21 protein-coding genes are annotated in these 19818 nt (G+C 67.3%); 9 read left to right on the top strand and 12 right to left on the bottom strand.

Annotated features, from left to right (window positions below; genetic code table 11):
- Nucleotides 1-7: 7 nt before the first annotated feature.
- Both P0204_RS00470 and P0204_RS00465 read right to left on the bottom strand, forming a co-directional pair.
- The gene (locus P0204_RS00470) at nucleotides 8-1555 is read right to left on the bottom strand and encodes a DUF790 family protein (RefSeq protein WP_276220868.1); all 1548 of its coding nucleotides are present in this window, start codon (nucleotides 1553-1555) and stop codon (nucleotides 8-10) included.
- 60 nt (nucleotides 1556-1615) lie between these two features.
- Nucleotides 1616-2953: a DEAD/DEAH box helicase family protein gene (locus tag P0204_RS00465; RefSeq protein ID WP_276220866.1), complete on the bottom strand. Its 1338-nt coding sequence runs from the start codon at nucleotides 2951-2953 to the stop codon at nucleotides 1616-1618.
- A gap of 93 nt (nucleotides 2954-3046) precedes the next feature.
- Between P0204_RS00465 and P0204_RS00460 the strand changes: the two genes are divergently transcribed.
- Nucleotides 3047-3667, top strand: a complete 621-nt coding sequence (locus P0204_RS00460) for a hypothetical protein (protein WP_276220865.1) — start codon at nucleotides 3047-3049, stop codon at nucleotides 3665-3667.
- A gap of 11 nt (nucleotides 3668-3678) precedes the next feature.
- Here the strand turns inward: P0204_RS00460 and P0204_RS00455 are convergent, their stop codons facing one another.
- Both P0204_RS00455 and P0204_RS00450 read right to left on the bottom strand, forming a co-directional pair.
- Nucleotides 3679-5445: a YndJ family protein gene (locus tag P0204_RS00455; protein WP_276220864.1), complete on the bottom strand. Its 1767-nt coding sequence runs from the start codon at nucleotides 5443-5445 to the stop codon at nucleotides 3679-3681.
- Nucleotides 5446-5450: 5 nt separating this feature from the next.
- The gene (locus tag P0204_RS00450; protein ID WP_276220861.1) at nucleotides 5451-6353 is read right to left on the bottom strand and encodes a DoxX-like family protein; all 903 of its coding nucleotides are present in this window, start codon (nucleotides 6351-6353) and stop codon (nucleotides 5451-5453) included.
- A gap of 160 nt (nucleotides 6354-6513) precedes the next feature.
- On the opposite strand from P0204_RS00450, the gene P0204_RS00445 reads away from it, so the two are divergent.
- Nucleotides 6514-7197 carry a nucleotide exchange factor GrpE gene (locus P0204_RS00445; protein ID WP_276220860.1) on the top strand — a complete coding sequence of 228 codons (684 nt, stop codon included), beginning with the start codon at nucleotides 6514-6516 and terminating at the stop codon, nucleotides 7195-7197.
- A 249-nt stretch (nucleotides 7198-7446) separates the two neighbouring features.
- Complete coding sequence (gene dnaK / locus P0204_RS00440) at nucleotides 7447-9360, top strand: molecular chaperone DnaK (RefSeq protein WP_276220858.1); 1914 nt, start codon at nucleotides 7447-7449, stop codon at nucleotides 9358-9360.
- Between the two features lie 245 nt (nucleotides 9361-9605).
- Here the strand turns inward: dnaK and P0204_RS00435 are convergent, their stop codons facing one another.
- Nucleotides 9606-10118: a hypothetical protein gene (locus P0204_RS00435; RefSeq protein WP_276220856.1), complete on the bottom strand. Its 513-nt coding sequence runs from the start codon at nucleotides 10116-10118 to the stop codon at nucleotides 9606-9608.
- 87 nt (nucleotides 10119-10205) lie between these two features.
- Between P0204_RS00435 and P0204_RS00430 the strand changes: the two genes are divergently transcribed.
- Both P0204_RS00430 and dnaJ read left to right on the top strand, forming a co-directional pair.
- A complete protein-coding gene (locus tag P0204_RS00430) occupies nucleotides 10206-11009 on the top strand; it encodes a hypothetical protein (RefSeq protein WP_276220853.1) in 804 nt (267 codons plus the stop codon).
- A 59-nt stretch (nucleotides 11010-11068) separates the two neighbouring features.
- On the top strand, nucleotides 11069-12226 hold the full coding sequence (gene dnaJ / locus P0204_RS00425; protein WP_276220852.1) for a molecular chaperone DnaJ: 1158 nt from the start codon (nucleotides 11069-11071) through the stop codon (nucleotides 12224-12226).
- 28 nt (nucleotides 12227-12254) lie between these two features.
- Here the strand turns inward: dnaJ and P0204_RS00420 are convergent, their stop codons facing one another.
- Complete coding sequence (locus tag P0204_RS00420; RefSeq protein WP_276220850.1) at nucleotides 12255-12560, bottom strand: MazG-like family protein; 306 nt, start codon at nucleotides 12558-12560, stop codon at nucleotides 12255-12257.
- A 78-nt stretch (nucleotides 12561-12638) separates the two neighbouring features.
- On the opposite strand from P0204_RS00420, the gene P0204_RS00415 reads away from it, so the two are divergent.
- The gene (locus P0204_RS00415) at nucleotides 12639-13394 is read left to right on the top strand and encodes a hypothetical protein (RefSeq protein ID WP_276220848.1); all 756 of its coding nucleotides are present in this window, start codon (nucleotides 12639-12641) and stop codon (nucleotides 13392-13394) included.
- Here P0204_RS00415 and P0204_RS00410 read toward each other — a convergent pair.
- The 3 genes from P0204_RS00410 to P0204_RS00400 all read right to left on the bottom strand — a co-directional run bounded on the left by P0204_RS00410 (nucleotide 13386) and on the right by P0204_RS00400 (nucleotide 15254).
- Nucleotides 13386-13571 carry a DUF7333 family protein gene (locus P0204_RS00410; RefSeq protein WP_276220847.1) on the bottom strand — a complete coding sequence of 62 codons (186 nt, stop codon included), beginning with the start codon at nucleotides 13569-13571 and terminating at the stop codon, nucleotides 13386-13388. The genes P0204_RS00415 and P0204_RS00410 overlap by 9 nt on opposite strands.
- 59 nt (nucleotides 13572-13630) lie before the next feature.
- Nucleotides 13631-14374 (bottom strand): hypothetical protein, encoded by a 744-nt coding sequence (locus P0204_RS00405; protein ID WP_276220845.1) that lies wholly within the window; start codon nucleotides 14372-14374, stop codon nucleotides 13631-13633.
- An 88-nt stretch (nucleotides 14375-14462) separates the two neighbouring features.
- The gene (locus P0204_RS00400) at nucleotides 14463-15254 is read right to left on the bottom strand and encodes an aldo/keto reductase (RefSeq protein WP_276223297.1); all 792 of its coding nucleotides are present in this window, start codon (nucleotides 15252-15254) and stop codon (nucleotides 14463-14465) included.
- Nucleotides 15255-15405: 151 nt separating this feature from the next.
- On the opposite strand from P0204_RS00400, the gene P0204_RS00395 reads away from it, so the two are divergent.
- Nucleotides 15406-16065 (top strand): halocyanin domain-containing protein, encoded by a 660-nt coding sequence (locus P0204_RS00395; RefSeq protein WP_276220843.1) that lies wholly within the window; start codon nucleotides 15406-15408, stop codon nucleotides 16063-16065.
- Here the strand turns inward: P0204_RS00395 and P0204_RS00390 are convergent, their stop codons facing one another.
- Nucleotides 16066-16596, bottom strand: coding sequence for an SRPBCC family protein (locus P0204_RS00390; protein WP_276220841.1), 531 nt, complete (start codon nucleotides 16594-16596; stop codon nucleotides 16066-16068).
- A gap of 142 nt (nucleotides 16597-16738) precedes the next feature.
- Between P0204_RS00390 and P0204_RS00385 the strand changes: the two genes are divergently transcribed.
- Together P0204_RS00385 and P0204_RS00380 are read left to right on the top strand one after the other, a co-directional pair.
- Nucleotides 16739-17014 (top strand): MarR family transcriptional regulator, encoded by a 276-nt coding sequence (locus P0204_RS00385; RefSeq protein ID WP_276220840.1) that lies wholly within the window; start codon nucleotides 16739-16741, stop codon nucleotides 17012-17014.
- A 44-nt stretch (nucleotides 17015-17058) separates the two neighbouring features.
- The gene (locus P0204_RS00380; protein ID WP_276220839.1) at nucleotides 17059-18132 is read left to right on the top strand and encodes a tubulin/FtsZ family protein; all 1074 of its coding nucleotides are present in this window, start codon (nucleotides 17059-17061) and stop codon (nucleotides 18130-18132) included.
- Here the strand turns inward: P0204_RS00380 and radB are convergent, their stop codons facing one another.
- Together radB and P0204_RS00370 are read right to left on the bottom strand one after the other, a co-directional pair.
- Complete coding sequence (gene radB / locus P0204_RS00375) at nucleotides 18133-18849, bottom strand: DNA repair and recombination protein RadB (protein ID WP_276220838.1); 717 nt, start codon at nucleotides 18847-18849, stop codon at nucleotides 18133-18135. It abuts the gene before it with no gap.
- 42 nt (nucleotides 18850-18891) lie between these two features.
- A complete protein-coding gene (locus P0204_RS00370; RefSeq protein ID WP_276220836.1) occupies nucleotides 18892-19731 on the bottom strand; it encodes a hypothetical protein in 840 nt (279 codons plus the stop codon).
- Nucleotides 19732-19818 lie beyond the last annotated feature (87 nt).

The raw sequence follows: 19818 nt of genomic DNA, 5'->3' as shown, positions 1-19818 counted from the left end.
AGACCGGTCAGTCCGTCTCCCGCTCCCGGACCGTCCCGCCACTGAGTCCGTCCCACTCGACCCGGTATCCCAGTCGCGAGAGGACGGCGCTGTCGTCGTCGATGCCGTGGTCGTCCAGTATCGCCTGGACCTCGGCGAGGGTCTGCCCGGCCTCGATCCGCTCGTCGACTCTGTCCAGGACGGCCGGCCGGACGAGCGTCCGGCCGACTAGTTCGTGGGCCGGGAACGATTTGTCCTCGATAGCGTCCTCGCTGACACCGCGTTCGTCCGCCAGGGCAGCGAGCGAGACCACGTCCGCGTCGGGTTCCAGCGAGTCCGGGAGTGAGTCGGCGCTCTCGGCGACCAACTCCGCCTCGAACGGCCGGAGGGCATCCCTGACGTCTTTCACGCGGACGCTCCCGCTGTAAGGGATCGCACGGTGGGCCTGTGCGTCGATGGCGTCGCCGACCCCCAGCGAGTCGTCGACCGCCACGAGCAGTTCGACGTCTTCGAGCGCGGCGAGGCGCGACAGCTTCTTCCGGACGTACTCAGGCGTCCAGAACCCCATGATCTCGAAGTAGACACGAAACGCCGACTCGTCGGGTGCCGTCTTCCGGACGCCGCCCTCGTGGCCGGGTCGCCAGTCGAACGCGAAGTCGGGGACGACGACGTGTTCGCCGGCCTCCAGTGGCTCCGGCTCGCGGATCAGTTCCCAGTCCAGCTCCAGCGCCTCGAACCGGGCCGCGAAGTCGGCCTCGACACCGCTGTCGTAGGTCACCTCGCTGACCGGCTCGACCCCGGGAACGGTCACGTCGGCCGCCGAGAGGTGGAGCTCCCGCTCGGTCCCGCGGTCGTCGATAGTCGCCGTCAGTTCCCACTCCGCGGTCGCTGCGACCGTCCGGAGGAGCCGGGCGAACCGCGTCCCGTAGCGTCGCGTGTTCGAGAACAGCGCGTCGGGGCCGGTGACGACGACCTCACGGCCGGACGGCGTCGAGACGATCTCGTACAGCAACTGGAGCCGTTTGACCGCCGAGACGAGCGTCGCCGGCTCCGAGGAGCGGACCCGGACCTCCGTGGCGTCGAACAGCGCCGTCTGGGCCAGCGAGAGGTTGTACTGCGTCCGTAGTTCCGACGGACTCCACCGGGGATCGAACGCCGCCATGACCTGCCGACTGTCACGGTCGGCATAGAGGGCGTCTTCGAGGACCGACGGGGCGACGCCGAAGTGGTCGCCGGCCCTCTCCAGGGCGGTCTGTCGCTCCGAGTCGTCGACGACCCCGACGGATTCGGCGGCCTCGAAGACACGGCGGCGGACCCGCCGCGGTTCGACCGGCGACTGCGTCTCGAAGGTCGCGTCCCGCTCCAGTAGCTTCGCGAACCCGCGAACCAGTTTGAAGTCGTCGGCGTCCCGCTCCAGGTCGGTGAGCGCCGCGTCGAGGGCCGCCCGCCTCTCGCCGACGTGACCCTGATACACCCCGAGAACACGTGCAGCCAGGTCGTCGACCCCCGCGTCGACGAACTGCGGGTGGTAGCCACCGCCAGCCCGGGAGACCCGGAGCAGTTCCTTCGTCAGCACGCCGGGGGAGACGGCCCGGCGATACAAATCAGCTCCGTCGATCCGGGGCGCTCCACCGCGTCACCGCCGGCGTGCGGCGACGTTCTCCTCGGCGGTCTCCTCGGTGACCAGTTCGTACAGCAGTGCGCGCGAGCCGTCGTCGGTCGGTCTGAGGATCCGCCCGAGCCGTTGAGTGAACTCCCGTTCGGAGCCGCTCCCCGAGAGCACCACCGCGACGTTCGCGTCGGGCACGTCCACTCCCTCGTCGAGGACGTTCGCGGTGACGACCCGGGAGTAGTCGCCCTCCCGGAACCGATCGAGGATCTCGCGGCGCTCGCCGGCGCTCGTCTCGTGGGTGATCGCCGGCAGCAGGAACCGCTCGGAGAGCCGATAGACCAGATCGGTGTAGGCGGTGAAGACGATGATCCGGTCCTCCCGGTGGCGGTCGAGGAGCGTCCCGAGCCGATCGACCTTCCGCTGGGCGTTCATCATCACCTCGCGTGCCCGCTGCTTGGCCAGCAGCGCCTCCCGAGCGCGCGGGTCGGTTCCCGACCGCTTGACGAGTTCCTGGTAGTCGCTCCCCGACTCCATACGGATATTCGACTGTGCGAGGTAGTCGGTAAACGTCGATTGAGCGGCCTCGTAGCGCTCCCGTTCCGCAGGTGTCAACGACACTTCGATCCGTTTGATGTCGTAGTCGGCGAGGTGCTCGCCCGCCAGGTCGTCGACGCCGATGCGGTGGACGACCGGCCCGACGAGATCCTCGATCACCTCGTGTGCGCCGTCGGGTCGTTCGAAGGTCGCTGTCAATCCCAGTCTGGCCGGGGCCGCCAGGAGCCGCGCGATGTCGCGGTACCCCTCACCGCCGAGGTGGTGGACTTCGTCGAAGACGACGAGACCGAACTGGTCGCCGATCTCGTCGGCCCTGAGATAGGCAGAGTCGTAGGTCGCGACCGTGACGGGTTCGAGGCGTTGCTCGCCCCCGCCCAGTCGACCGATCGGTACGTCGAACTCCCGGTCGAGTTCCCGCTCCCACTGGTCCAGGAGATCGATCGTCGGGACGACCACGAGCGTCGGCGTCCCCAGGGCGACCGCCGCGGCGATACCGACGACTGTCTTCCCACTGCCGGTCGGGAGTTCGAGACACCCCCTGTCGCCGGCGTCGTGCCAGGCGTCCAGTGCCGTCCGCTGGTACGCTCGGAGGTCGTAGGTCGTCGAGAGCGACAGATCGGGGAGCGACAGCACTCGATCCGTGTACGTGACTCCGGCCTCGTCGAGTGCCTGTCGCAGGTCGGCGTACCGGTAGGCGGGGGCACGCCCACTTTTCGACCGCTCGTCGGCCTGTACGCCAGGGAGATCGGCCGGATAGTCACCCTGCAGACGGACGGTCCCGCTGTCGTAACTGAGCGTCAACGACACGTCGGGGACTCCGTGAGGCGGCGGCTTGAACGCTGCGGCACCGACGGCTGTTGGGAGAGTAACACGTATCTACGTCCATAGGTAACTGCTAGCATGGCACGATGGGTCGATCCCGACGAGACCGACCCGGAGACCTGGCGGGGGCGAGCCACCGATGGGCCGGCACGGGGCGGAAGCGAGTGCTTCTCGATCCTCCAGCGCGCGCGGAAGACGCCGCTACCGTATCAGTACGAAGAGGACGTCCACCACGGCGAGGAACTGCGCGAGCAGTTTCAGCGTCGAGCGTACACCGATGCCCGAGTGGTCTACAACGGTGGTGTCGACGTCGAGCGACGGATCAAACTCCTCTCGAGAGGCGTTCTCTGGGGCGGTCCCGACACGAACCAGCGATTCCAGGCACAGTATCGGCGGGTCGGTCCGCCGACAGAGTCGATCCCGTTCGAGGAGTACACCGTCTGGTCCCGCTTCCAGTACGGAGTGATCGAACGCACCGACGACGGCGTTACCTTCGTCGCAGACGACAGCGAGCCCGAAGAACAGGTCCGATCGCTCGACTGGGACGAACTCTACGAACCGGTGCGGCAGCGGCTCGTCGAACTAGAACTCGTCCGGAACCCCCCGTTCGCCAGATATCGCCTGCGAGAACTCGACGAGTGGGACGACTACCGCGCGCAACTGCGATACGACACCGACGCCTTCGGGTTCAGACCGTGAACGTGGCCCTGCTACTGTGCCGTGGGTCCCAGCATCAGTGATTCGTCGGTCGGCTGGATACCGTAGGTCAGCGTGAACAGCCTGAGACCGAGGGCTTCGACACGGTGTGTCGCGTGGACGCCGTCGCCGTCGGGGACGACGACGAGCCGTTCGTTGAGCGGGAGCCGCAGGCCGACCCCGCCGACGACGAGATACAGCCCCGCGTCGTCGGCGTTTCCCGGCGTTGGGAACGACGAGAGCACCAGTCCGTCGCCGTCGCTGCCGCCGTTTTCGAGGCGGAGGAGTCCGGTCAGGTTCCCGCCCGGGAGCGGAAACGCCACGCGGAGAAACGCCGTGTCGTCGGCGACAGAGCGATCGTAGACGCCGACGTAGGTCATCCGCCGGGCGTCGTCGACACGGTCGGCGTTCGATCGTATCCACGCCCGCTGATCGGCCCGTCCCTCGCCGGTGTCGACCCCGACGACACGGCCCCGGAGGACCGCGTCGCCGCCGATGGCCTGCCGTGGCACCGAGAGCTGTCCCACCCGGACCGCGAGCGGCCGGTAGAGCGCTGCGAGCGTTCGCCACGGCGTGTCCCAGGCCGGGTCGACGGAGAGTTCGTAGCTCCCGGAGTGCTCGTAGAAGCGTGTGACCGCCGGTGCCACCGCATCGGGATCGAACCCGGCACGTGCGTACTCGTCGACGGTCGTGACCATCCCAGTCACGGCCGCGTCTGTCGTCATTCCCCTGCGGTCCAGGAACTCCGGGCCGATACGCCAGCCACCGTGGAGGCGACTGAACGCGACGCCGGGCTGGCGGGAGCGAGTGCCGGGGATCGCCAGTCGCCAGCCCACCAACGCCGGGAGGGCGAACGCGTAGGCGTTGAGCTGGCCGTGGTAGGTGACCATCAGGTCGAACGACGCGGCGTTGATACCGAGGTAGGTCCCGCCCGTCGCCCGCGCGAGCCCGTAGAGGACCGCAAACCCCATCGAGACCGTCACTGCGACGGAGGCCACACCGAGTAGCAGTCGCTGAGCGCCGTTCTCCCGGCGAGGAACCACACCGACGAGAACCGAGAGCGAGAACACGGCGACAGCGACGGTAAAAGCGGCGACACCAGCGAACTCCACGACGGCCGCGAACGGGAGATCGAGCGCGGCCGCAGTGATCCCGATGCCGATGATACCCGGGCCGATCACGACGATACCGGTCGTCGCCCGGAGCAGCCGACCGCGGTATCCACCGGGAGCGTCCCGGCCGGCAAGCCCCGCCAGCACCGGCAGGGCGGAGCCGGCGTAGTGGAAGTGGACGATGGTCAGCGTGACGATGAGTGGCTCGAAGACGAGCGCGGTCCCCGAGCGGTCGAACAGCAACGCGACGCCTCCGACGACGATGTAGAGCAAGCCGGCGTCGACCGCCAGTTCTTCGACCGGCCAGGGGCCGCGTCCGAGGAGTCGCCAGGCGCCAAAGCCCGCGACGAGCACGGTCGCAAGCGCCCAGGGCACCGCCACGAGCGTCGCCGTCGTCCCCGCCGGGAGCGTCAGCGAGACCACGCCGGCGACGGCCGCCACCGGCTGGCCGACCACGGCTGCCCGGTACCAGCCCGACCGGGTCCCGTCGCGTCGCGGCGTGTCTGCGAGTCGAAGCGCGAGCGGAACGAGAACGAGCATCGCCAGTGCGACGATATCGCGGATCGGGCCGAACACGCCGGCGAGCACGACCGCGAGCCAGCCGGCTGCCCCGAAAACGGCACTGGCGTCGGCCAGCGCTGGGAGCCGATCACGCTCCGGGACCCCCATCCCGGTCACTCCTCCGGAGGCGTCCGCAGGCAGTTCCGCGCCGTGGGGAGATCGCCCGCGAGCGAGCCGGCGACGACCCCGAGCGCGGCCATCCCGATGGTCGTCACGACGGGGTTGTACGGGCCGAGCGCGACCGCTGGGTCCGCGATAACTGCTCCGGCGGTCAGGCCGACCGGGGCGAGACCGGCGAGATACGCCAGCCACGCCGAGCGCCAGCGCCACAGCAGCGCGACCCCGACGGCCAGTTCGAGGACGCCCAGTGCGATGACGGCCTCCTGGGCCATCGCCCCGAGGCCCAGCCGACGGAAGGGAGCGAGTTCGGCCGGGTGTCCGACGAGCAGTTTCGGGACGAGACCCTGGTAGCCCCAGATCAGTACGAGTCCCACGCGAGCGACTGCGTGGGCGAGCAGCGCCCGATAGCTGGTCTCCGGCGGCGTCCCGTCTTCGACCCAGCGGGCCAGCACGTCGAAACTGAGCGCAGTGGCCCACCCCAACAGCGGGCGGAACGCGACCCGGTCGACCAGACGGCCGAGTGCTCCCCAGCGAGTGTCGTAGTTGTACTCCGTCAGAAACCGAACTCCGTCGTCGGTCTCGACGTACCGCCAGAACCCCCGTCCCTCGGTGATGAGCGAGCGAGCCTGCTCGCTGGCAAAGGAGAGGACCGAGGTGGTCTCTTCGCCGTCCTCGTTCGTGGCGACTGACTCGCCGGTCCCCTCGACGGCGAGTCCGAAACCGATCCCCGTCCGATAGGTGAACCGCTGTGGGTCGCCTTCCTCGCGGGGAAGGTAATCGATCTCAGAGAACCGCAGGTCCCACCGCTCGTGTTCGTCCGGCTCCTGTGTCCGCTCCCAGACCGCGTCCAGTGACCCGTCGACACGGCGCTCGACGTAGATCGCGTCGTCGCTCATCGGGATCCCTCGCTCGCCGAGCCACGACAGTCCGGGATCACGGAACCGGCCGACGGAGGCTGCATATATCTCGTCTGTCACCCCCTCGATATATAGTTCCCCGTGGCGCGACTGGTCGTGTTTCTGAATCCTTTTACCCGCTCGTGCCGTTGGATCGTCCATGACCGAGCAGGACGCTGCCGAGGACGAGACGGAACCCGAGGACGGATCGGGTGACGCGCCCGCTGGCGACCTCGAAGAGGCCCCCGAGGGTGTCGATACGGACGAGATCGACCTGACCGACGTCGTCGGCGAGGACGGGGAGTTCGAAGTCGACGACGACCTCCGCGAGCGTGTCGAAACGGCCGGCGCGGACGATATCGCCCGCGAACTGGCTGCTCTGCGTGCTCGGACAGAACAGCTCGAAGCCGATCGCGATTCGTTGGAAGCGGAACGAGACGAACTGGAGTCGAAGCTCAAGCGCAAGCAAGCGGACTTCCAGAACTTCAAAAAGCGGATGGAGAAGCGCCAGGAAGAGGAGAAACAACGGGCCACCGAGGATCTCGTCACCCGCCTGTTCGGCGTCCGGGACAACCTCAAGCGGGCGCTCGAACAGGACGAGGACGCCGACATCCGCGACGGCGTCGAGGCGACGCTGCGCCAGCTCGACGACGCCTTCGACGCGGAAGGCGTCGACGTGATCGAGCCTGACCCGGGACAGGATGTCGACCCGACACAGCATCAAGTACTCGCCCGTGTCGAGAGCGACGAGGCCGCCGGCACGATCGCCGAGGTCCATCGGCCGGGGTACGAGATGGCCGAGAAGGTGTTGCGAGAGGCGCAGGTTACCGTCAGTGAAGAGTAGGTGACGGTTCCCTTCGGGCACCGTCTCCGGACAGCCGAGCGGTGACCGTGGGACTGCGAGGCGGCGGCAGCGGGACGCCGATCCGCGTTCGTGCCGAGCGGGAACCAGTCGAATTGCGGTACGTGTTATACGCTCCGGTCGCTACTCGACGACTCCTCGAATTCTGTACACAGAAGGGTACTCCGCGGCGTTCTCTGACCGACCCATCTAGCAACTTTTAACCGGCCCAATCCGGTAGAAGAGGGTAAGATGGCGAGCAACAAGATTCTGGGTATCGACCTCGGGACCACGAACAGCGCGTTCGCGGTCATGGAAGGTAACGACCCCGAAATTATCGTCAACGCCGAGGGCGAACGCACGACACCCTCCGTCGTCGCGTTCGACGACGGCGAGCGGCTTGTCGGCAAGCCCGCGAAGAACCAGGCGGTCAAGAACCCCGAGCAGACCATCCAGTCGATCAAGCGCCACATGGGCGAGGACGACTACACGGTCACGCTCGACGGCGAGGAGTACACGCCCGAGCAGGTCTCGGCGATGATCCTCCAGAAGATCAAACGGGACGCCGAGGAGTATCTCGGCGACGAGATCGAGAAGGCGGTCATCACGGTCCCCGCCTACTTCAACGATCGACAGCGGCAGGCGACCAAGGACGCCGGCGAGATCGCCGGCTTCGAGGTCGAGCGCATCGTCAACGAGCCCACGGCCGCGGCGATGGCCTACGGGCTCGACGACGAGTCAGACCAGACGGTGCTGGTCTACGACCTCGGTGGGGGGACCTTCGACGTCTCTATCCTCGATCTCGGCGGCGGCGTCTACGAGGTCGTCGCCACGAACGGGGACAACAGCCTCGGCGGCGACGACTGGGACGAGGCGATCATCGACTACCTGGCCGACGAGTTCGAAGACGAACACGGGATCGACCTCCGTGAGGACCGTCAGGCCCTCCAGCGGCTGACCGAGGCCGCCGAGGAGGCCAAGATCGAACTCTCCTCGCGCAAGGAGACCCGGATCAACGAGCCGTTCATCGCGACGACCGACGACGGCCCGCTCGACCTGGAGAGCAAGCTCAGCCGTGCGAAGTTCGAGTCCCTGACCGAGGACCTCATCCAGCGGACCGTCGGCCCGACGGAGCAGGCGCTTTCCGACGCCGGCTACGACAAGGGCGACATCGACGAGGTCATCCTCGTCGGTGGCTCCACCCGGATGCCACAGGTCCAGGAGAAAGTCGAGGAGATGACCGGCCAGTCCCCGAAGAAGAACGTCAACCCGGACGAGGCCGTCTCGCTGGGCGCGGCGATCCAGGGTGGTGTCCTCTCGGGCGACGTCGACGATATCGTCCTGCTCGACGTGACGCCGCTCTCGCTCGGTGTCGAGGTCAAGGGTGGCCTCTTCGAGCGACTCATCGACAAGAACACGACGATCCCGACCGAGGAGTCCAAGATCTTCACGACCGCCCAGGACAACCAGACGCAGGTCCAGATCCGCGTCTTCCAGGGCGAACGTGAGATCGCCGAGGAGAACGAACTGCTCGGCGCGTTCTCGCTGCAGGGCATCCCGCCGGCCCCCGCCGGCACCCCGCAGATCGAAGTGACGTTCAACATCGACGAGAACGGCATCGTCAACGTCGAAGCCGAGGACAAGGGCTCGGGCAACCGCGAGGACATCACCATCGAAGGCGGTGCCGGCCTCTCGGACGAGCAGATCGAAGAGATGCAGGAAGAAGCCGAAGAGCACCAGGAAGAGGACCAGCAGCGCCGCGAGCGCATCGAGGCCCGCAACGAAGCCGAGGCGTCGATCCGCCGCGCCGAGACCCTCATCGAGGAGAACGAGGAAGAGATCGACGAGGACCTCCAGAGCGACATCGAGGAGAAGATCGAGGACGTCCAGGAGGTCCTCGAAGACGAGGACGCCACGAAGGAGGACTACGAGGAGGTCACCGAGGAACTCTCCGAGGAACTCCAGGAGATCGGCAAGCAGATGTACGAAGGCCAGGCCCAGCAGGCCGCCGGCGGTGCGGCAGGCGGTGCCGCTGGGGCAGGGCCGGGCGGCGCTGCCGGTCCCGGCGGCGCGGGTCCTGGCGGTGCAGCAGGCGGTGCGGCCGGCCAGGGCGAGGAGTACGTCGACGCCGACTTCGAGGACGTCGACGAAGACGACGAGGAGTAACTGACACTCCCCGTCGTCCGGTGCAACAGCCCATCGGACGCAGTGCTGTTCGTTCTCGCCGTCGTTCTGTTCGCGAAGCCGAACCTGCCGAGGAGCCGAGCCGAAAGCGGAGGCTGCTCCGATAGCCGGCGGATACCGGATCGGTTAGCGGGAGACATGCCGGCAGCGTTCGGCTGGACATGCGCGGGTCGACGATACGCCGGGAGAGAGGGTCGCTGATTCCACTCCAGTGAGCTGACGGGGGGTCAGCCGTCGTCGGTCAGCGTCACCTCGCCGACGGTGACGGATCGCGCGTCGGGAGCACCGAGTGGCCGACCGGTCCAGACTACGGCGACAGTGTCACCGGCTTCGAGGTAGAATCCGACAGAGGCGTCACCGTCGAGGTAGTCACCGTCCCCGTCGCTGTCGACACGTGGGTCGTCGACGGTGAACGAATCCCCTTGTTCGACCGGTAGCTGGGAGTCGTCGGCCCAGACCACGGTCGTCGTGGCGTTTCTGTCGGCGTCAGCCACGACGACAGCGAGCCTGTGGGTACTGGTCCCGGTCAACCGGTCGCCGCCGGCGTGAGTGAGCGTCACCGATCCGGACTCGGCGTCGAACGCGGTTTCGACGGTGATATCGGGCGCCGAGGTCCGGAGGTCGGCGCCGGGACCGACGGCCAATACGGCGAGGCCAGCGATGGCCAGTCCCGCCAGCGTCCAGATGGCCAGCCGCTCAGCAGTGATCCCACCCCGGTCAGCCGACGGTCGCCGTGTCATCGTTCGGTACTCCGCAGGCTCCGAAATAAGCCCCGCGGTCCCAGGAGGCGACGTGACACTTAGGTGACTGGGTCGAGACGGGCCGGTATGGTCGGGGGCGAACGGACGAGACGTGCGGTGTTGGCGGGTATCGGCGGGCTTGCCCTCGCCGGGGTCGCCGAGTCCGTCTCGAACCCGAGAAGCGACGTAGAGTTCGACTGGCCGCTGGGCGACACGCCGGACTCGGTAGGCCGGACCCCGACACCGGCCCCACAGGGGACACCCGTGACTCCCGCGCCGACCGACGGCGGAGGGGCGGGGACCACGGGATCGGGCGGCTGTCTGTCCGCGTTCGAATCGGGCTTCGAGCGGCCCCTCGACGATCGGTTCCAGTCGTCCGGATACAGCGTCGAACGGACGACGGAACAGGCCCGTTCCGGCGACTACGGCGTCTTGCTACGCGCACGGAGTAGTGACTTCGAGTCGGTACTCCGGTCGCGGGCGCGGTTCTGCGGGGAGGTATCGGCGTCAGTGGCTGGCCGGTACGTCATCGAAGGCGGTGGCGGAGCGAGTTTTAGCCTGGCGTTGGTCGATCCCGACTCCTTCGCGAAGGTCGCGGTCGGACCGATGCAGTCGGGAAACGCCGTCAAGATACAGGAGTGGGTCGGAGAGAGCGGGTCAGTGACCGGGTGGACGTCCCTCCCCCGGACGGTCGGGACCGACTGGTCGTCGCTAACTCTGTCCGTGTCGGCGGAGGTGGTGACTGCGACCGTCGACGGCGCGACCGGGACGTACGAGACGACGGCCGACTGGACGGACCGGCCCGTTCAACTCCAGTTGCGGACGAAGACGACGACAACCGGTCCGGACGTCGCCGCGGCGTTCGACGAGTTCCGAGTCAGAACGGGGTAGACGGTCCGTCCCGGACCCGTTCTTTTCAAGTACGTCAACCGTATATCCCACAACAACGAATGAGCCAGGACTTCTACGAGATACTGGGCGTCTCGCAGGACGCCTCTGAAGACGAGATCAAGGAGGCGTATCGGGAGAAAGCCAGAGAGTACCATCCGGATGTCAGCGACGACCCCAACGCCGAGGAGAAGTTCAAGCAGGCCAAGAAGGCAAAGGAGGTCCTGACCGACGAGGAGAAACGCCAGATGTACGACCAGATGGGTCACGAACGCTTCGAGCAGGCCGAAAAGCGCGGCGGTGCCGGCGGCGCCGGTGGGGCCGGCGGCCGCGGCGGGATGGGCGGGGACCCGTTCGGCGGTGCCGGCGGCTTCGACATGCAGGACATCTTCGATCAGTTCTTCGGCGGCGGTGGCGGCCGCGGCGGCGGGAACCGCCCGCGCCAGGGCCAGGACCTCCAGACGCGCATGGAGATCGACCTCGAAGAGGCCTACGAGGGCGCGACGAAGCAACTGACCGTCACCCGGCCCGAGCAGTGTGAGGACTGCAACGGGAACGGACACCCCCCAGGGACTGACTCGGAGACCTGTCCGGAGTGTAACGGCCAGGGCCAGACCACGCGCGTCCAGCAGACCCCGATGGGACGGGTCCAGCAGACGGCGACCTGCCGGCGCTGTGAGGGCGACGGCACGCTGTACGACGAGACGTGTTCGACCTGTGGCGGCAACGGCGTCGTCAACAACGAGGCCAGTCTGGAAGTCGAGATCCCGGCAGGGATCGCCGACGGCCAGACGATGCGGATGGAACGAGAGGGCGCGCCGGGCGAACGCGGCGGTCCCAACGGCGATCTGCTCATCGAGGTCACCGTCCGCGACCACCCCGACTTCGAACGCGATGGCGACGACCTCTCGTATCAACACCCGATCTCGTTCCCCCAGGCTGTCTTCGGGGACACGATCACGGTGCCGACGCTGGACGGCGAGGTCGAGGTCGACGTTCCCAGCGGGACCCAGAGCGGCGAGGTGTTCCGTCTGGAGGGCAAGGGGATGCCCCGTCTGCGCCGACGGGGCCAGGGTGACCTCTACGTCCAGGTCCAGGTCGTCACCCCGGATTCGCTCAACGGCGAACAGAGGGAGGCCCTCGAACAGTTCGCCGAGGCCGGCGGCGAGGAGGTCGAGGTCGAGGAAGGGTTCTTCGAGAAACTGAAGAACTCACTGTAGCGCTCTGGCAGGTCAGGTCCTGTCTCGGTTACTCTCCGCTGGCCGGCGTCTCCGCGTCGTCGAGGCGCGATTCGTATTTCGCCAGCGCCGTCTCCAACGCCTCGCCGGCGTCGACGTCCAGTTCCGAACACAGCGCAAGCAGCGCGAACAGCGTGTCCCCGAGTTCGTCTTCGGCGGCGGTCGCGCGTCCGGGGTCGCTCCCGTAGGCCGTCGACTCGTTGAGTTCCTTGGCGACCTCGCCCAGTTCCGAGGCCAGATCGAGCAGTCGGTAAGCTGGCGGTGCCGAGAGGTCGTGGTCGTCGACGAAGGCGGCGACTCGGTCCTGTTCGTCCATAGCGGAACGGATCGGGGCTGTCCTATCGGCGTTGCGGTTTCCGGCCGGTTTTTGGCCGAGCGGTTCCTACCCGAATCCATGCAGACACTCGGAGACCTCGTCGCCGCGGCCCGCGAACGCGAGGGCGTCCTGTTCACTGCTCCCGAGCGGAGTGCTCCCTACAGCTACACCGACTTCGGGACGAACGTCTGGAAGGGCGGGAACCTCCTTCGCCACTACGGTGTCCGCGAGGGGATGCGGGTGGCCGTCGTCGTGGGACCCAAGAACCCGACCGAGGGGGACGAACCCGGCTATCTCCGGGAGGCCCCCGACGCCGTGTTGGCGTTTCTCGCCGCGGCGCTGGACGGTGCCGTCGTCGACGTGGACCCGCCCGGTGCCGTCGACGCGACCGCGCTCGTCGCACCGGCGGCGTGGCTCGACCGCTACGAACTCGGCCCGGGAACGAAGGCGCTGGCGTACGGCGGCCCCAGCGACGACCCGACAGTCGCCCAGTTCGAGCGGGAGTTGTGGAGCGAGAACCCGTTGGCCCCGCCAGCCGAGTTAGCCCCCGACGATCCGGTGCTGGCAGCCGACGAGACCTACACCCACGGAGCGTTGCTCGCGGCCAGCGAACGCGTCGCGGCCGACTCCGACATCGACGAGGGGACGACGGTCGCGCTGCGGGCGCCGATCACGACCGCGGGCGCGCTCGTCGCCGGCGTGCTCGCGCCGATGCGGGCCGGCGGAACGGTCATGCTGGGGCGGGACAGCGACGAGGTCGCGGACGTGGCCGTCGCTGTCGACGAGTCGGTCCCGGAAGAACGCGTGATTCGGCCCGCCGACGTCTCAGTGTGAAGCGCGGAACTCGCCGTTTTTCATCCCGAGGAAGAACGCGACGACCGAGAAGACGATCATCGAGGGCAGGACCATCATAAAGACTGTTGTGGGGGTCATCACGGTCGTGAGAGCGACAGTCGCGACGGCGACGATCACGACGAGTGGAACCACCGAGCGCGTGAAGTCGAATTGCATGACAGGCGGCGGTTAGGTCCACAGACCCGTAACTGTCGTGGTCGGTCCCCTGTTCGGGTTCAGTCCTTCGGTCGGACCAGATCCGCGAGCGTCACCAACAGTCCCAGTAGCCACCCCAGCGGGACCGAGATACCCAGCCAGATGAGGACGTAGGCCAGGCCCTGGCGCTCGAAGTTCTCGATGAAGAACTGCGAGACTGTGTGTTGCCGACCCAGCACGTCGAACAGGAGCCACCGCGAGAGCGTATCACTGGCAGAGAGTGCGACCTGTGGGGCGGCCGTCGAGTACAGCGCCGCGACGACCGGCGGAAGAAAGATAGCCGTCACCGCGAACGGGTAGGAGAACAGGACCGTCGTCACTCGACCACCGACCGAGCGGGTACCCACGGCGAGCGCGGCCGAGACGGTCGCCACACCGCCGGCAGCCGCGACGGCAGCCAGTTCGCCGGCCGAGAGTTCGAACTGGAACCGGGCCAACGCCGTCAACCCGCCCCAGGCGAGGACCGAGAGGAGGACGACGCCGACGAGGCCGATGCGGGTCGCGGTCCCGTCGATCCGCCGGGCCTGATAGCGGACGACGACGCCGAACAGCACCAGCGGATACACCAGTGCGATGACCGGGACACCCAGTCCCGACCAGAGCCGGTACAACACCATCCCGAACTGCGAATCGGGGGTCCAGGTACCGAGCACCGTATCGCCAGCGTCGCGCTGTCGCGGGTAGAGCAGCTCCATCCACGTCTCGTGTAACCGTTTCAGATCGATACGGATGCCCCCGACGACCCCCTGACTCCCGACGGACATACGCGGTGGTTTCGCTCCACCGTGGTTAAAGTTTTGAGGCCCCGCGTCTCCGGTTAGACGGCCGACAGACGGTCGGTTCGTTCCGGTTTTAGTTCCAGGCGTCCGGGCTGAAATCCGGGTTGATCCGCCGGTCGGTCACCTCGATGTCGTCGATCCGGTCGATCTCCGCGTCGGTCAACGTCAGCCCGAGGCTCCCGAAGTTGTCCACGATGTGGTCCCGACCCGTGGCTTTCGGGATCGCGGTCACGCCCTTCTCGCGGAGCCAGGCGAGGCTGACCTGGGCCTCGCTGGCGTCGTGAGCGGCTGCGATGTCGGCGAGTACGTCGTGGCCGAACACCTCCCCGCGGGCCAGCGGCGAGTAAGCGACCATTTCGTAGCCGTGTTCGTCGGCGTGCGCGCGGAGTTCCTCTTGCTGGAGGAACGGATGCATCTCGACCTGGTTCGCGAACACCGGGGCATCCAGGTGGTCCATCGCCGTCTCGACGTGGTTGGGTTCGAAGTTCGAGACGCCCACCCGATCGATCGCGCCGCGGTCGTGGAGTTCGTCGAACGCGGCCAGCGTCGACTCGGGATCGTACGTGTTCGCGGGCCAGTGGACGTAGAGCAGATCGACGCTCTCGACACCCAGGTCGTCGAGACTCTCCTCGACCGTCGAGAGCACGTCGTCGTAGGCGAGGTTCGTGATCCAGACCTTCGTCGCGAGGAAGACGTCCTCCCGGTCGACGTCGGCCGCGGCGATCCCGTCGCCGACGGCGGCCTCGTTCCCGTAGGCCTGTGCAGTGTCGACGTGTCGGTATCCCACGTCGAGAGCGGTCCTGATGCTGTCGGCGCACTGACTGGGGTCGTCGTTCTGCCAGGTTCCCAGTCCGAGCATCGGCATCTCCTCTGAGCGCACTGCTGTGTCGGTTGTGTGGTCCTGCTGAGTCATCACCACAGTTATGCGATGGCCCTGAAAAACAGTTGCGAAACCGGCCGGCGGGAGCGACTCGAAACCGACATATTCAGGACGGGGACCCCCTAACAGTCCGCGTATGACAGACGGTAGTGCAGACGTGTCCCGCCGGGCCTTCCTGCAGACGGCCGCAGGGGCGACGACAGTGTCGGCCGCTGCAGGCACCGCTGTGGCACAGGAAGAGGGAACCGACAGCGGCGGTGGCGGCGGCGGGCCGCCGGACTTCGGCGGCTTCCTCGACCAGGTCGGGAACTTCGACGGGTCGGTCACCGACGCGACCGGGCAGGATTCGGCGACAGTCGAGGTCGGCGTCGAAGCCAACGGTGGCGCGTACGGCTTCGGCCCGGCGGCGATCCACGTCGACAACGGCGCGACCGTCCAGTGGGAGTGGACCGGCAACGGCGGCGGACACAACGTCGTCTCCGCCGAGGGTGGCCCGCTCGACTCCGGCTCTGCAGTTGCCCAGAGCGGCGTCAACTACGAGTACACCTTCGAGGAGGACGGCATCTACCCGTACATCTGTGTCCCACACCAGTCCCTGCAGATGAAAGGTGCCGTCGTCGTCGGGACGGACTACCCGACCCAGAGCACCGGCGGTGGCGGCGGTTCCTCCGGACCGCCGGAGGTCCCCGGCAGCGCGAAGATGCTCGGTGTCGCCACCTCGTCGGTGCTGGTCGCGACGCTCGGGATGGCGTACATCTTCATGCGCTACGGCGGGAACTACGAGACCCCGGAGTAGTCAGACCGAACTCGGTCCGGTGTGGATCTCCAGCTCCACGTCCCGGCGCTGTCCTTCGATATCCGCGACGACACGTTCGACGATCCGCTGTGCCTCGTTCTCGATGAGCGGTTTCACCTTCTCGATGACCCACTCCATCGACACCAGCCGTGGCAGGTCGACGGCGTCCGAGGACGCCGAGTCCGGGTCGAACGCGATCCGGAGGACGACGCGGGATGCGTCCTCGACGTCCGCCGGCGCGTCTTCGGGGTCGGGATCGACCGCCCAGTAGCCGTCGGCGTCGATGTCTTTGACGATGCGCCAGTCGATACGGGTCGGTCGCTCGACACCGGTCACCTCCGAGCGGGCGGTGTAGGAGAGTTTCCACCACGAGAACACGAGGTCGTATTGCGTGCCCGGGGTCCCGTCGCCGTCCTGCTCGACGCGGTCGATGTACTCCGAGTACCGTGCGTAGCCCGGAAAGTCCAGGAGGAACTCGTAGATCTCCTCCGCCGGCACGTAGACGACCGTGCTGACCTCGACTTCGTCCACACCATATACAGCGAGGCTCTCGCTCGTAAACTTTCGGGGGGCTTCGGCTCGCTGCTTTGGAGATTATATTGCCGGTAGATTCTTGTGAGGCATAAACTGGAACAGTAAATATTATCATCTTGTATCCGATAGGGACGGTATCATGAGTGCACCAGACGCTACACAGGTAGAGGTCGCCGAAGAGACCGAACAGGCAGGCTGGGACGCCGTCAGTGATCTTCCGCCGAGCGCGAAGCTCGTCGCGAAGGTCTTGGAGTACAACGGGACGCTGACCCAGAGTCAAGTCGCCGAGGAGACGATGCTGCCGCCCCGGACGGTCAGGTACGCGCTCAACCGGCTCGAAGACGCCGGCGTCGTCCACTCGCGGTTCTCCTTCTCGGACGCCCGCAAACGCATCTACACGCTCGCGTTCGAGTGAGCGGATGGACAACGTTGATTAGTTGGCCTGCCGACTAGTCGCGTATGAAAGTCGCCCTGATAGGCGTCGGCCAGGCCGGCGGGAAACTCAGCCAGGCCCTCGCCGAATTCGACCACCAGATGGGATTCGACGCCGTCTGTGGCGCGCTCGCGGTCAACACTGCGCGTGCCGACCTCCAGAACCTCGACATCGACACGATGTTGATCGGCCAGGACCGCGTGAAAGGCCACGGCGTCGGCGGAGACAACGAACTCGGCGCACAGATCATGCAGGAGAACGCGACCGAGGTCATGGACGACCTCGGCGGCCGCCTGACGACCGAGGCGGAGGCGATCATGATCGTCGCCGGCCTGGGTGGCGGTACTGGTTCCGGCGGCGCACCGATGCTCGCCCGCGAACTCAAACGCATCTACGACATCCCCGTCTACGTCCTCGGCGTCCTCCCCGGCCAGGACGAGGGCGGGCTCTACCAGGCCAACGCCGGCCGCTCCCTGAAGACCGCTGTCCGGGAGGCCGACTCCCTCCTACTCGTGGACAACGACGCCTGGCGGGCCAGCGGCGACAGCGTCGCCGCAGGCTACGAGCGCATCAACGACGCGATCGCCCAGCGGGTCGGCATACTACTGGCGGCCGGCGAGGCCGTCGAAGGCGTCGGGGAGAGCGTCGTCGACTCCTCGGAGATCATCAACACGCTCCGTGGCGGCGGTATCTCCGCACTCGGCTACGCCAGCGCGCCGGCCAGCGAGGAGACGACCGCGAACGTCAACACGATCACGAGCGTCACCCGCTCTGCGCTGCTGACGAGCATGAGTCTGCCCGACGCCGTCGCGGCCGAATCGGCACTGGTAGTGATCGCCGGCGACCCCGACCGACTCACCCGGAAGGGCGTCGAGCGCGCGCGCCGCTGGGTCGAAGACGAGACCGGTAGCATGGAAGTCCGCGGTGGGGACTTCCCGATGGACTCCGAGAAGATCGCGGCGCTCGTGCTCGTCTCGGGCGTCGAGCGGTCCTCCCGCGTCGACGAGTTCATGGATCGGGCCGACGAGGCGGCCTCGCAGGAGGCAAACACCACCGACATCGAGGAGTACGCCACCGACGACCTGGATAGCCTGATATAACTACCGCAGCGACTCCGGAGTCGCATCGTCGGTTCCGACCAGTCCCGCGTCGGTGATGCGGAACTGCGCCGTCTCGCCGGCGGGCTTGGCCCGGTGTTTCTCCAGGGTCGCCCGGCGGTTCCCACCACGGAACCGTTCGAGTCGGACGATCGCACCGGACCAGTGGTTCAGCGTGTGGCCACCAAGCGCCGTCGTGCGGTCGCTGTCGGGGTCGGTAAAGACCTGGTTCGTAAACAGCACCGCGAGGTCGTGTTTGCGGGCCAGCGAGAGGAGGTGTGTGATCTGGCGGGCGACGTCCCGGAGCGTCTCCCCGCCGTCCTCGTCGTCCCGTCGGAGCCGATAGAAGCCCGTCGCGCTGTCGAGGACGATCAGTTCGACCTCGTCGGCGAACTCGGCGGCGTCCTGGACCGCCTCGCTTTGCTCGTCGTAGTCGAGCGCTTCGGAGACGATCAGTCGCCCGGCCAGGTCGTCGACGGTCTGGTCGGTTCCGCTGGACCTGCCGGCCGCGATCTGTTCCATCCGGTCGGCCGACAGCCCCTCGGTGTCGATGTACAGCGCGACGTCACCGCCGGCAGCGACCTCCAGCGCGGCCGACAGCCCGAGGTTCGTCTTCCCGGCGGCCGACGGACCGTACACCTGCGTGACGGCACCCCGCTCTAACCCCCCATCCAGTAACTCGTCGACCGGCGCACAGCCGGTCGAGACGTGGTCGCTCACGCCCGTCCGTTGGTCGCGTCCCGATAAAAACGCTCGCAACACTCAGTCCCGCCGAGGGAGAAACCGGTCGATGGTTTCGACGACGGCCTCGGGGTCGTCAAGTTGTTCGCGCGCGAACCGCATGTCGAGATCCCAGCGGCGGCGGAGTACGATACCCCCGTCGGTGCTGCTGTAGCCGTCGAAGCGGTCCCAGGTAGCGACCGTCTTCCCGAACGGGATCGACCGCTCGATGCCGGCGTCGCTGAGCGTGTAGGTGTGGGCCTGCGTTCTGTTGAACGGCATCGTCGCCACCGGGAGCAGGAACTGGCCCACCGACCAGAGCCACGTGCCGTGTTCGAACCAGAACACCGCAGCCATGCTCACACAACCGAGCGCGAACACCGGGAGCATCGCCAGGAGCAGTCGGTTCCGCGCACGGTCGGGCCAACCGGCGGTGAACGACTCGTACTCGCTCGCACCGGCCAGGAGCGTCTCGGTGTAGCGCGAGCGGGCGACGAAGCCCATCGCCAGGCCCGGGACGACCGCAGCGAGTAGCCCGAAGAAGAATCCCACGAGCGCGAGCACGCCGAACTCGGGGGCGAAGAGGAGCGAGCCGAGCGCGTAGCCGCCCGCCAACAGCGGCGGGAGCCAGCGGGCGCGTGAACCGCCCAACGCGACCGCGAGGCCGGTCCGGCGCCACGTCGCGAGCCAGCCGAGACCGGTGACGACAGCGATCGCCAGGAGCGCGACGACGTAGAGGGCTGCGTCGTCACCGACACCGCCCCAGACAGCGGTCGCCGTAACCACTGGTGCGACGGCAAGCAACGCGAGATACAGCCCCACGGCGAAGGCGAACGTGCCGTCGGTACTGCGATCGGCCCGCTGGGCCGCGATCGTCGACATTGCCGGGAACCACTCACAATAGATATAAAAATCGGTCGACTGGTTCGGCGGTCCAGAACCGACGGTCGAGCCCTCGGGGACGGTCGC

The sequence above is a fragment of the Haloarcula halophila genome (genome assembly GCF_029278565.1).
Classification (GTDB): domain Archaea; phylum Halobacteriota; class Halobacteria; order Halobacteriales; family Haloarculaceae; genus Haloarcula; species Haloarcula halophila.
Note: the sequence above shows the minus strand (reverse complement) of the source record. Positions and strands in the feature narration are given on the sequence as shown.